The organism is Microcoleus sp. FACHB-68 (genome assembly GCF_014695715.1).
Lineage (GTDB): Bacteria > Cyanobacteriota > Cyanobacteriia > Cyanobacteriales > Oscillatoriaceae > FACHB-68.
Genome location: NZ_JACJOT010000006.1, coordinates 373,753 through 386,628, shown reverse-complemented (window position 1 = coordinate 386,628; position 12,876 = coordinate 373,753). Strand labels below are relative to the sequence as shown.

9 protein-coding genes are annotated in these 12,876 nt (G+C 47.8%); 4 read left to right on the top strand and 5 right to left on the bottom strand.

Going from position 1 to position 12,876, the window contains the following annotated elements:
• Nucleotides 1-489 precede the first annotated feature (489 nt).
• Together H6F73_RS06260 and H6F73_RS06255 are read right to left on the bottom strand one after the other, a co-directional pair.
• On the bottom strand, nucleotides 490-678 hold the full coding sequence (locus H6F73_RS06260) for a CsbD family protein (RefSeq protein WP_190757925.1): 189 nt from the start codon (nucleotides 676-678) through the stop codon (nucleotides 490-492).
• Nucleotides 679-859: 181 nt separating this feature from the next.
• A complete protein-coding gene (locus H6F73_RS06255; RefSeq protein ID WP_190757924.1) occupies nucleotides 860-1,477 on the bottom strand; it encodes a molybdenum cofactor guanylyltransferase in 618 nt (205 codons plus the stop codon).
• Nucleotides 1,478-2,340: 863 nt separating this feature from the next.
• Here H6F73_RS06255 and H6F73_RS06250 point away from each other — a divergent pair.
• On the top strand, nucleotides 2,341-5,934 hold the full coding sequence (locus H6F73_RS06250) for a bifunctional diguanylate cyclase/phosphodiesterase (RefSeq protein WP_242072347.1): 3,594 nt from the start codon (nucleotides 2,341-2,343) through the stop codon (nucleotides 5,932-5,934).
• 414 nt (nucleotides 5,935-6,348) lie between these two features.
• Here H6F73_RS06250 and H6F73_RS06245 read toward each other — a convergent pair whose 3' ends face one another.
• The 3 genes from H6F73_RS06245 to H6F73_RS06235 form a co-directional block, all read right to left on the bottom strand.
• Nucleotides 6,349-6,570 (bottom strand): DUF167 domain-containing protein, encoded by a 222-nt coding sequence (locus H6F73_RS06245; protein ID WP_190757923.1) that lies wholly within the window; start codon nucleotides 6,568-6,570, stop codon nucleotides 6,349-6,351.
• 48 nt (nucleotides 6,571-6,618) lie between these two features.
• Complete coding sequence (locus H6F73_RS06240) at nucleotides 6,619-7,059, bottom strand: cupin domain-containing protein (RefSeq protein ID WP_190757922.1); 441 nt, start codon at nucleotides 7,057-7,059, stop codon at nucleotides 6,619-6,621.
• Nucleotides 7,060-7,182: 123 nt separating this feature from the next.
• Nucleotides 7,183-7,782 carry a DJ-1/PfpI family protein gene (locus H6F73_RS06235; protein ID WP_190757921.1) on the bottom strand — a complete coding sequence of 200 codons (600 nt, stop codon included), beginning with the start codon at nucleotides 7,780-7,782 and terminating at the stop codon, nucleotides 7,183-7,185.
• A 235-nt stretch (nucleotides 7,783-8,017) separates the two neighbouring features.
• Between H6F73_RS06235 and rppB the strand changes: the two genes are divergently transcribed.
• The 3 genes from rppB (at nucleotide 8,018) to H6F73_RS06220 (ending at nucleotide 12,675) form a co-directional block, all read left to right on the top strand.
• On the top strand, nucleotides 8,018-9,364 hold the full coding sequence (gene rppB, locus H6F73_RS06230; protein WP_190757920.1) for a two-component system sensor histidine kinase RppB: 1,347 nt from the start codon (nucleotides 8,018-8,020) through the stop codon (nucleotides 9,362-9,364).
• A gap of 176 nt (nucleotides 9,365-9,540) precedes the next feature.
• Nucleotides 9,541-11,205, top strand: coding sequence for a TolC family protein (locus H6F73_RS06225; protein ID WP_190757919.1), 1,665 nt, complete (start codon nucleotides 9,541-9,543; stop codon nucleotides 11,203-11,205).
• Nucleotides 11,206-11,352: 147 nt separating this feature from the next.
• Nucleotides 11,353-12,675 (top strand): 3-isopropylmalate dehydratase large subunit, encoded by a 1,323-nt coding sequence (locus H6F73_RS06220; RefSeq protein WP_190757918.1) that lies wholly within the window; start codon nucleotides 11,353-11,355, stop codon nucleotides 12,673-12,675.
• Nucleotides 12,676-12,876 lie beyond the last annotated feature (201 nt).

Below are 12,876 nucleotides of genomic sequence, written 5' to 3'. Positions count from 1 at the left end.
GAACTTATCTTGTAGAAGAAGTTGCAAACCCCCTTGTTTCATCAAGATTCTTAAGAAAATATTAAGGCAACCGAATAGTGTCCAATTATAAGCTTTACCGCTCATAAATGAATGCCCAGCGCCAAGCAGACAATTTGGCCGCAGCCGGCGCAAAGCAAAACAGATGAATTCGCTGGTTTTGGGAACTTTTCCTCAGCCTACCTCGTCCAAAAACCAGGCTATTCAGTGACTCCAGCGGTGCTATTTGACCTGAGAGGCTCCACTGCAAGCTGATAAAAATACTATTATCTAACGATATTTTGGGTTCAAACTCACAACGAGCGCTTCCTAGAAAAGCACTAAAGCTAACCCAAATTTAGAATCAAGCCTAATGGAAAACCAGGAAGATTTTCGCGGCAATATGGATTTAAGTGAATTTTTATCAAATAATAAATCCAGCAAAATCGATTCTGCTGGATTTATTTTATTTAAAGATTAAAGCAAAAAACTTTAAGCTTTATCGATGAAGTTTTTTACGCCATCTTTAACGTCTTCTTTAGCGTGCATATTCGCCGCTTCCTCTTGTTTTACTTGACCTTCAATTTTGTCTTTCGGGTCGCCTGTGACTTCACTCACCGCTTCTTGAATTTTACCTTCTATGTTTTTAGCAGTAGCCGCTGCTCTATCTTCAATGCTCATATTGTTCTCCGTTTTATTGAGTTTTGACTAAGAGGCTTTGTCATACGTTCATCTTAAAAGATGGAAAGAACAAGCGGCCTCTCTCTACAGTTAGACTTTTTTTACACTATCTACCGAAAGATAGAAGACGCCATCGGTAAACAATGAAGGCAGGAGAAAATGTGATAATTGAAACAACTGCCTAGGTTTCGTGTTTTACTTGTTCGAGATCGGTGGGGGTGTTGCAATTAAACAGCATCTGCCTATCGCTCACCGGCACCTCTTGCACAGGATGTTGAGATAACCAACGCTGAAATGACCGGCCCCCCTGGTTGATAAACTCTTGGAGTGCCGGCAAACAACTGTGCCGGTAGAAGCCGCACAACGGTTGCCAGCCCTTGGCATCTCGCGGCAGCAGGGCGATAGCATCATCCTCGACATCACCCAGCAGCCCTATCCAACTCTGCAAAACCTCAACTCGCAACCGAGGCAGATCGCAAGCGAGCACCAGTACCCATTGTGTTTGCACCTGTGCCAATCCTTGGGCCAATCCCACCAGCGGCCCGTGGGGTTCCGTCTCGTCAGGCAAAGGCTCCTCTCGGATAAACCGGCAACTATTGGGCAAGATATCTTGATATCGTTCCGGCCAAGGTGTCACGACATACACCGGCGAAGCGCACTTTACAGCAATCTCATAAATCTGCTTGAGCAGTGGAACGCCTTGAGGTGCGATCAAAGCCTTATCCCGACCCATGCGGGAACTTTGGCCACCCGCCAGCACTATCGCACTCAGCGCCTGATCGCTTTTTTCTACTTGCATAATTAATTTGCCAGAGTGAAAACTTATCCAAAATTTTAAGTTTTTCTGTAACTTAATTCCTCTGCAAGTGGGAAACTGTATTTTAGTAAGATTACCGTAGCGAAGTTAAATTTTGAAAATATTCCGGTTGGGCCTGACTCTCCGCAATTATTAAAGTTCTGAGCGAGCTGGAACGCTCAAATCGTAGCTGATTGAAAGCCGGCATTAATCTTTTACCACATATAATTGAAAAAGTGTCAAAATTGGGCATTTAGGAGGAATAATTGCCAGAAAAACTCTAAATTTGGGGAGAAAGGCAAGCGATGGCGTCCGGTAGGTAGAAAGCAAAATTATTAATTAGTGTTGAGCCAGCCAGAAAAAAGGAGGCATTTCACCAAATTGCCAAACAAGTTACCGATATTCTTAGCTTCTTAACAATGAGCAAATGTTGAAATCATAGCTGACGCTCAAATTTAAGGTTATGAGATGACAGTTTTTCTGCCGACAGCCGCAGCCGCTGGTAAATTCGAGAAAAAAAATGTCGCGCTCTCTCTTGCCGAACCCCGATGATATTCATCTGTTCGAGCATTTTTAACGGTAACTGTAACCAGCCGCGAGTAGGCAGAATTTGAATAATTTTGTCATGACCGGCAACCGTGATGGGCGCATTCTAGTGTGGAACACCGCAGCGCTATTAATCGACGGCTGGAGCCTACAACAAATTCAAAGCAACTTCGTATGGGGCGCTAGCTGCTACTGTCACTCACCACCCAAACCATCCCCCTCGTTACGAAAGGAGTATCGCTCTGGAACCTATTGCAGTTGCAGATAGCAATCTTCATAAAGTTTTGTCAAAAGTTGCTCTTAACCCGTTCCCAATCTGCTTGAGCAATAACAAAATTCCTTGTATTCGCTTTACGATTGAGAAGGTGGAAGAAAGTGGGGAAACGGCAAGATTGTTCAGCTTTGCGCCCATGACTTGGGAAATTCAAGGACAAAGAATGGGGAAGGGAGAAAATAAAAACTATCCGGGGATCTTAGAGTTTTCCTCGCTGGCTTCGTTACACTCCTGGCAAGCCCATGAAAAAGGCTCCCAGTATATTGCCGAGCAAGTGCCAATGAAATTATGGGTTTCTGGGCTATATCAGCTTGATATCGTTTTTTATAAACTTTGGTTACAATTTACAGACAGAATCTTTCAAAAACAACTGGGCAAGAGCTGCCGGCTAGACATGGATGCTGGGGATTTACAGAACTACTTAGAAAGTTACTGGCCAGCCTTCCAAACTCACAAAATTTTTAAAAGGAAAGATTGCCGGCATGAGGATAATTGTTTGTTGTTAAATGCCGATGTCATCTGGTTGAGTGCGAAAGGTCAGTTAGTGGATCATGCCGCTGCCTGCACCACAAGCAGGCCAGAAACTGGTATCTGGCTCAACCAAACAGGTGCCCAAATTGAGTACGGTGGTAACGATGCCGATTTGGCTCAAAACCCAGCAGAAGTCAAGCACTTTTTGCCTAACCTGAATAAGTTTTACACAATAGAAAAGCCCCTGCTGACACCGGCAGGCCAAACTCGCAATCTCTCGGAACCCGTCACATACATTACTGAATGCGATCAGACAGAAGCAGCTATGAAGAAGGCCAATAAGGAGCTAAAACCTACTGTAGATGAGCTTGCCACCCCCCTATCACCCCCGGAAGACGGCATACTCAGGAAAGCGAATGAGCAACTGCAACTTGAGATTGCTGAACGGGAATGGACGGCAAAAGCACTGCGGACTTCAGAGGCTGAACTTCGCCTCATATTAGCGGCAATCCCCGATGTCATCGTCGTTTTCAACGCGCGAGGACGCTATCTTAAAATTGCGCCCACAAATCCCGCACTTTTGTACAAACCGGCAACTGAGCTAATTGGTCGAGAACTGCATGAGGTTTTTGAGCCATCCCAAGCTGAACTGTTTCTCAGCTATATCCATTTGGCTTTAGAAACTGGGCAGATGATTAATGTTGAGTACAGCCTGCTCATGAGAGAGTCGGGAAGGGCGCAGGGACAAGTGCCCACGCGATGGTTTGCCGCTAGCATTTCGCCGATGCAGGCAGACACCGTGATTTGGGTAGCACGAGATATTACGGAACGTAAAGCCGCTGAAGAAGCCCTACGAGAAGAGCGTAACTTTGTTACAACCGTGTTGGATACCGCCGGCGCTTTAGTCGTGGTTCTTGACCCACAGGGGCGAATTATTCGCTTTAATCGATGCTGTGAGCAAACCACCGAATACTCAGCGCCGGAAGTAGAAGGCCGGCTGCTGTGGGATTTGTTGCTGCTGCCTGAAGAGGTTGAGCCGGCGGTTGCGGTTTTTCAAGAACTGCAAACGAACCAGGGTCCCCACCAATATGAAAATTATTGGGTGACAAAAAGTGGAAATCGCCGGCTCATTGCTTGGACAAATACCGTGCTTCCCGACTCAGACGGGTCAATCAAATATATCATCGCCACCGGCATCGACATTACCGAACGCCAACGGGCACAAGCCGCACTCAGAGAGGCAAAGGAACAGCTGGAAATGCGAGTCGAGGAACGCACTGCGGCGTTAAGAGAGTCTAACGACCAGTTGGTTGTGGAAATTGTAGAGCGCAAACGGGCAGAAAAAGAGCTGCGCCAGCATAAGGAACACCTGCAAGAACTGGTGAAAGAACGCACTGCCGAACTCGAACAAGCGGTTGGACAACTGCGCCAGGAAATCATGGAACGCCAATGTGTTGAACAAGCGCTGTTTCAAGAAAAAGAACTGGCTCAGATCACGCTGCACTCTATTTGCGATGCGGTAATTACCACGAATGCTTTAGGGTATATTACCTCTCTCAATCCCGCAGCCCAAAGATTAACCGGCTGGTCGGCTCAAGAAGCCATTGGATTGTCGGTAAGCGAGGTGTTTCGCATTGTTCATGAAATCACCCGTGAGCCGGTGGACAACCCGGTAGAAGCCGCCCTGCGTGGCAACCGCATTGGAGAACTGGCTAACCCAACCCTCCTGATTGCCAAGGACGGCACAGAGTTGGCCATTGATGAATCGGTTGCACCCATTCTCGCCAGTGCCGGTCAAATTATCGGTGCGGTGCTGGTGTTTCATGATGTCACCGAAGAACGCGCCCTTGCGCGTCAGCTATCCTGGCAAGCGAGTCATGATGCTTTAACCGGCTTAATCAACCGGCGCGAATTTGAACAACATTTGAAACGGGCTTTGCTGATTGCTCAGACGCAAAACCAACAGCACGCACTTTGTTATCTGGATCTTGATCGGTTCAAGATTGTTAATGATACTTGCGGTCATGTGGCTGGCGATGAACTGCTGCGTCAAATTAGCACCCTTCTACAAGCCGGTGTGCGTAAAACGGATAGTCTTGCTCGTCTTGGCGGCGATGAATTTGCCGTGCTGCTTCATCAATGTCCCTTAGAACAAGCGCGGCGAATTGCAAATTCGCTCCGTGAAAGTATTCAGGCATTTCGTTTTATTTGGGAAGATAAAGTTTTTAGTATTGGTGCCAGTATTGGCTTGGTTGCAATTAATACCGAAAGTTGTAGTTTAACTCATGTATTAAATGCCGCCGATGGGGCTTGTTATGCCGCTAAAGAACAAGGGCGAAATCGAGTGCACGTTCATCAGAGTGATGAAACCGAATTGGCGCAGCAGCACAGCCAAATGCAATGGGTTTCCCGGATTACCCAAGGGTTTGAAGAAAATCGCTTTCGTCTTTTTTTCCAATCAATTATTCCAATTACAGATGGCTCGTTTAACAGAGAGCATTATGAAGTCTTGTTGCGCCTTGAAGATGAAGCCGGCAATCTGGTTTCGCCAATGGCGTTTATTCCCGCAGCGGAACGCTACAACATCATGCACACGATTGATCGTTGGGTGATTCGCACACTATTTGCTCACCTGTCAACGCGGAATAATCAGTTGGCTGCCGGCACCCCTCAACAGCCAGCCGGTCGCCGACAAAGGCTGTATGGCATTAATCTTTCTGGTGCCACTCTTAACGATGACCAGTTCCATGATTTTCTGCAAGAGCAATTCGCTTTGCATGAAGTTCCGCCTCACGTTCTTTGTTTTGAAATTCCCGAAACAGTTGCCCTGGCTAATTTAACCAAAGTTGCTCAGTTCATCCACACTTTTAAGAAATTGGGCTGTTATTTTGCTTTGGATGATTTTGGCAGTGGCACGTCTTCTTTTGCTTATTTAAAAAACCTGCCGGTGGATTATCTTAAAATTGATGGTAGTTTTGTGCAGAATGTTGTGGATAACCCACTCGACTTTGCGATGATCGAGGCGATTAACCGCATCGCTCATGTCATGGGGTTACAAACGATTGCTGAGTTTGTGGAAAATGATGAGATCCTCATGAAGCTGCGGACGCTGGGAGTCGATTACGCCCAAGGCTATGGAATTGCTAGGCCACATCCCTGTCATTTTTAATAAGTCCCGTCAATTTTTGAGAAAAGGCCGGCAGCGCGGGGATGAGGGGATTGTGAATGTAACGCCTGCTGATATTTTTGCTGGCTAGCGAAATCCTCGAAAGGCTTGCAATGTCAAGGATTTGAGGGATTTTTTTGGGTGCCGGTGTGAACTTGTTTTAAATCGGATTTGCATAAACTTTTACAGTTAAGCTGAGAACGATATAGAAGTTCCCACTAGGTAGATAACCCAAATCCAAACAAAAAAAAGATATTCTTTAAGGAAGGGATATTCCTGCCGATTATGACTTTGTACGGTTAAGTCTATCGCTTAGTGTCAGACATAACCGTAAAATCCTTATGCTTCCCATATTTTTGAAACGTAACAGTTCTACCTAACACTAATTGGCTTAAGTAGCAGTTAAAAATCATACTTTTATCCCAAATTAATAAGCTTATTTCTTGAAGACAAGCCTGATTTAATCGTAATTTGGGATTTAGGAATCTCAAACTTTTTAGCTAGAACTTTTATTAATTCCTCATTTGCTTTGCCATCCACCGGCGGCGACTTCAAATGTACCGTAAAACTTCCATCCGGTTCTTCCTGTATGGTTTGTTGTTTGGAATTGGGTTTGACTTTGACTTTGATAACTTCCATACAGGTAAGTTTTTGAAAGAGAGCAACTGAAAGCAGCCGGTTTAAGGATTATGCTGTAGCAAGACTAAGAAGCTGTTCTAGAGCTGCTTTAGCCGCTGCCATATTATAGGGAATTCGTGGCTTCATGGGACGGTAATCTCGCTCGTTAGCGATGCCATGTCTTAATACAGCATTCACCATAACACACGGTTCCTCGCTAAAGTTTATCGCACCGTGAGGTACGCCGGGAGGAATCGTCACAACCGCCGGCAGGTGTTCGCTTAAAGGAATATACCGATATTGCCGGTTTTGTAAGATTACTAACACAAAACTCCCGCGCACCACGAGCAGTTGATCAGTTTGGAAATGATGCACAAATATATCGTCAACAACCCCAGCCGCCACCTGAACTAACATGGTTTCGTGGCTAGACTGAGGTGTGTAAAACTCAACCATTCCAGACTTCGCTGATGTTAAAGTCCGGATTTCTACCTGCTTAATTAGACTCATAGGAGCCTCCCCAGATTAGAGCGGTTAGTTCTAATCTAGCGGATAGCTTTAAAATATTTGTGACTTACATCACTATTTTGTACCAAAGTATGGTATCAGGAGACAGTGCTTGCCTGATTCCCTTTACACAGCAACCCGTTCTGAATGTTCAATCCGAGTGCCCAACAGCTTGAGGAATTCAGCCAGCCAGCGGGGATGAGCCGGCCATGCCGGTGCGGTTACCAAATTGCCATCTACCAGCGCTTCCGAGGCGGGAATCTCGCTGTATTTGCCTCCTGCCCTCAGTACATCAAAGCTACAGGCTGGGTAAGCTGTGCAGCGCCGGCCTTCTAAAACACCGGCAGCCGATAAAACCAACAAGCCGTGACAAATTGCGGCCATTGGCTTTTTTGTTTGGGCAAAATGGCGAGTGATTTCCAACACCTTATCGTTCAAGCGGATATATTCCGGTGCTCTGCCACCTGGGACAACAAGTGCATCGTAGTCTGCGGCATTCACTTCATCAAACGTAGCGTTTAAAGTAAAATTATGACCCGGTTTCTCGCTATAAGTTTGATCGCCCTCAAAATCGTGAACAGCAGTGCGAATAATCTCACCGGCTTTCTTATCCGGGCAAACAGCATGAACCGTGTGACCCACCATTAGTAAAGCTTGAAAAGGCACCATCACCTCGTAATCTTCCACAAAATCACCAACGAGCATTAAAATTTTCTTGCCGGCCATTTTCAGACTCCTGTTAAGTTAAGTTAACAATTACAAATGACATCCGCGCTTATCTGCATTTATCTGCGTTTATCTGCGTGCATCTGCGGTTAAAAAAATCCATATTAATTATTTAACACAACCGACTTTTAAATACCAAAAGCCCTAATAATTCTTATCCTAAAACAGAATAACCAAATACCAGATAATTCGACAACGCCAAACATAACCGGCAATCAGAAATGAGAGACAAGCTGTGAACCAAAATAAACTTTTTCAGCTAACTCGGTGGCGATTGGCTAGTTGGTATGCCGGCGTCATGGGTCTAATTTTAAGCCTGTGTGGGTTAGGCGTCTACGAAGCCATCACTCACGCCCACTGGGTAACAATAGATCGCGAATTAGAATCGGTTGCCGGCACCCTGCACGATAGCATTGAACCACTACTGAAACAGCCCGGACGCTTAGAACCGGCAGCGGAGAAACTCTTGCCAGACATCTGTTTAGCCGGCCAAGAGTGCCAGAACTCCCCAACAAACCCTGCGCGTCATACTGCCGGTGCGCTGCATCAAGGCGCGTATTACGTGCGCTTAGTGGATCTTTCAGAACGCTTAATTGCCCTCGCCGGCAGCCAACCCACAGGATTACCAGCCACCTCCACAGAAAAATTGTGGCGCACCCTCAAAGATGCCGGCGGTAACCGCTACCGTCAAATTTCCCTGCCACTGCATACCCAAAACAACCGCGACTGGGGATATCTTCAAGTCGGACGATCACTCAAAGACTTTGATGACTATCTCGCCGCAATCGCATGGATTTTATTTTTAGGATTGCCCATTGCCATGATTGCAGTTGCCGGTGCCGGCTGGTGGCTGGCGGGACTAGCAATGCAACCGATTTACCGATCGTACCAACAAATCCAACAATTCACCTCCGATGCCGCCCACGAGTTGCGAACCCCTTTAGCCGCCATCAGAGCAACCGTTGAATCCGTTCTCAGAATGACTCACCTCAGCGACTGTGAAGCACGAGACACCCTGCGAGTCATTGAGCGCCAGAACCACCGGCTGTCCCAGCTTGTTCAGGATCTATTACTCCTGTCGCGCATGGACAGAGAAACCCAACCCCCAAATCCCCAATCCCAAATTCTCTGTTGTCTTAACGATCTAATCAGTGATGTAGCCGAAGAATTAGCGGATCTGGCGATTGCAGCCGGTGTTAAGCTCACCACAGACATCCGAACTAACAAACCCGTGGCAGTGGTGGGTGACGAAGAACAGCTTTATCGTTTAGTTTTAAACTTAGTCGTCAACGCCATTCAATACACCCCTGCCGGTGGCCAAGTCACGGTTATTTTAGAGCGCGGCAACCACCATGCTATGATTCACGTCCAGGACACCGGCATTGGCATCGTGCCGGCAGAGCAAACGCGAATTTTTGACCGTTTCTATCGAGTCAACAGCGATCGCTCCCGGCACACAGGCGGTTCAGGACTCGGCTTGCCGATCGCTCAAGCCATTGCCCAAGCTCACCAGGGTAGCATCCAGGTTTCGAGCATCTTAAACAAAGGCAGCAGCTTTACAATTTTATTGCCCTTCCGGTAAGGGCTAAGGGCTAAGGGAAAGAGAGGGGGTGAGGGGATGAAAATACAGAAAATTACCCATTCCCAAGCGCCTTAAATCCTTGGTCAAGAGCGAACTGTTAAAGCGAACTGCTATTCTGCTTAAGGTTGCTTGACAAATCTGAAGTTGTTTCCAACACAGCAGAGCAAAAAAAACGTATGTCAACCTTGCGTCATCTGATAGCTGCTGGACTAGGTGTTACAGTCGCCCTCAGCAACATCAAACCCAGTTCCTCCCAAACAACACCCTCCTCCACTCCTGCCGATCCATTTGCAGGAGATTCATACTTATTGCGGAAAGATGTAACGTGGGCTACAACCCCCGCCTCCAGCCAATCCTCGCCCAATGCAGAAGGGACAGCCGACGACGGGAGTAACCAGCAGCTTATCAGCGACAAAAGAGAGACAGCCGAAGCTGAACAAGTGCCCTTACAAGCGCGAGAGAATCCTTTAACGGGGGCATCAAGACCGGCTCCTGCCTACCTCAACCCCGACCCGAACCCCCTGCAATTTCCCACCAAACCGGAAGAAGTGAGAGTGGTGGGAACTCAGCCGATCACCTTGCAGCAGGCGATTGAACTGGCACGGCGCAACAATCAAGATTTACAGGTAGCCGAGCAACAATTACAACGTTCTCGCTATTCCCTGCAAGAAGCGCTGTCGGCAGAACTGCCTTCACTAGATTTAAATGCCGATGTCACCCGTTCAGATTCGGCACAGGGACAGCTGCAAAATGAGCGGCTGGAGCAACAACAACCGGGCCAGGAGGGCGCAAGTACCATCTCGCGTAGCTTGAGTGGCCAGTTAGAGTTAAGTTACGACGTGATCACATCGGGGCGTCGCTCTGCTAACATCAAAGCCGCAGACAGACAAGTCAAGCTGAATCAGTTAGAAGTCGAGCGCATTGATGAGCAATTGCAGCTCGATGTGGCGAATGCTTATTACGATGTGCAGCAAGCCGATGAGCAAGTGCGGATCGCTCAATCTGCCGTAAGAAATGCTCAACAAAGTTTGCGGGATGCCGAGGCATTGGAACGCGCCGGCGTGGGAACCCGCTTTGATGTATTGCGGGCGCAGGTGCAGTTAGCGAATGAGACGCAAAATTTGACCCAATCGCTACGCGATCAGCAAGTTTCCCAGCGCCAGTTGGCTCAGTTGTTGAGTTTGTCTCTGCCGACGAATATTTCAGCCGCAGATCCCGTAGAAGTGGCCGGTTTTTGGAATCTCACGCTAGAAGAGAGCATCGTGCAGGCGTTTAGAAACCGCGCTGAATTGGAACAACAGTTAGTACAGCGGGAAATTAACGAACAGCAGCGGCGGGTGGCGCTGGCTGGTGGGCGTCCTCAAGTCAGTGTATTTGGCAACTACAACGTGTTAGATGTGTTTGCCGATGATTTTGACATTACTGATGGTTACGCCGTCGGAGCGCGGTTGAGATGGAATTTATATAATGGGGGCGCGACTAGGGCTAGGGCCAATCAGGAGGAAGTCGATACGCAGATCGCGGAAACTCAGTTTGCCGATCAGCGCAACCAAGTTCGCTTGCAGGTGGAGCAAGCCTACTACGATTTGAGGGCTAATTTTGAAAATATTCAAACGTCTTCTGTGGAGGTAGAGCGCTCACGGGAAGCTTTGCGTCTGGCACGGTTGCGCTTCCAAGCCGGTGTGGGCACCCAAAGTGAAGTGATTGATGCTGAAAGTGAGTTAACTCGTTCTGAGGGCAACCGAGTGCGAGCAATTCTCGGTTATAATCGAGCGCTGGCCACGATGTTACGGGCTGTGAGCAATACTCCGACTGCCGGCGATGTGACAATTTCTCCTTAAGTTGTCTGCGCTTGAGGCAATAACGGCCTAAACAACCGGCTCGGTTGAGAATATTAGTGAAGCAAACAGCAGAAGCGCTCATTAGTATAGATGGTGTAGCCTGTTGATTTGAAAGAATGCGCGGAGCGTCTCCGCAGGAGAATTGTTATGGGGATGACCCTCACTGAAAAGATATTGGCACGAGCTGCCGGTCGTGAGGCTGTGGAGCCGGGGGAGAATATCTGGGTTGATGTTGATTTGTTAATGACCCATGATGTTTGTGGCCCTGGAACGATTGGCGTTTTTAAGCGCGAATTCGGTGCAGATGCCAAGGTTTGGAATTCTGAGAAGATTGTTCTGATCCCAGACCATTACATTTTCACGGCGGATGAGCGAGCTAACCGCAACGTGGATATTCTGCGAGATTTTGCACGCGAGCAGGGGATTAAATATTTCTACGACATCACTGATCGCTCGGATTTTAAGGCAAATCCGGATTATAAGGGTGTTTGCCACATTGCCCTAGCTCAGGAAGGTCACACCCGTCCGGGAGAAGTGCTGTTTGGCACGGATTCTCACACTTGCAACGCCGGCGCGTTTGGTCAGTTTGCCACCGGCATTGGCAATACGGATGCCGGTTTTATTATGGGCACCGGCAAGTTGCTGATCAAAGTGCCGGCGACGATGCGGTTTATCCTTGATGGGGAAATGCCGGATTATTTGCTGGCAAAAGATTTGATTTTGCAAATTATTGGGGATATCAGCGTCTCTGGTGCCACTTACCGGACAATGGAATTTGCCGGCGAGGCGGTTGAGCGGATGACGATGGAAGAGCGGATGACGCTGTGCAATATGGTGATTGAAGCCGGCGGCAAAAATGGGACGATTGCGCCGGATCAAACGACGTTTGACTATGTTCGCGCCCGCACTGATAAGCCGTTTGAGTCGGTTTACACTGACGCTGATGCCAAGTTCTACAGCACTTGGCGGGGTGATGTCTCTAAATTAGAGCCGGTGGTTGCCCAACCTCACTCCCCTGATAATCGCGCCCTAGCACGAGAATGCAGCGATGTTAAGATTCATCGCGTCTATATCGGTTCCTGCACCGGCGGCAAAACTTCAGACTTTATGAACGCCGCCCGTATTCTCAAAGGCAAACAGGTAAAGGTGCCGACTTATTTGGTGCCGGCTACCCAAAAGGTTTATGAAGACCTGTTTAGCCAGAAATACGAGGGACAAACGCTGTCGGAGATTTTCTTGGCTGCTGGTTGCATTGAGCCGGCTGCACCTTCCTGCGCCGCTTGTTTGGGTGGGCCGAAAGATACCTTTGGTCGGGTGAATGAACCAGAAATCTGCGTATCCACCACCAACCGCAATTTCCCTGGACGTATGGGCAATAAAGAGGCCGGTATTTATCTCGCCTCACCTTACACAGCCGCAGCTTCCGCACTCACCGGCTACGTGACAGATCCCCGCGAATTCCTCAGCTAAAAGTAAAGGTGGCACCGGCTCCTCGCGAGACGCATAAATGCAACGGATGAGTTTATTCTACTTGTAAGGAATAACTTATCTGTTGCATTCGCCATCTCACCCGTGCGTTATTAGTACAAATTTATTGGGAATAATTTAAAAGTCAATATTCAGAAGTCAGACGGGACGAGAAAAGAAAGAAATTATAATTTCTTCTCTTGG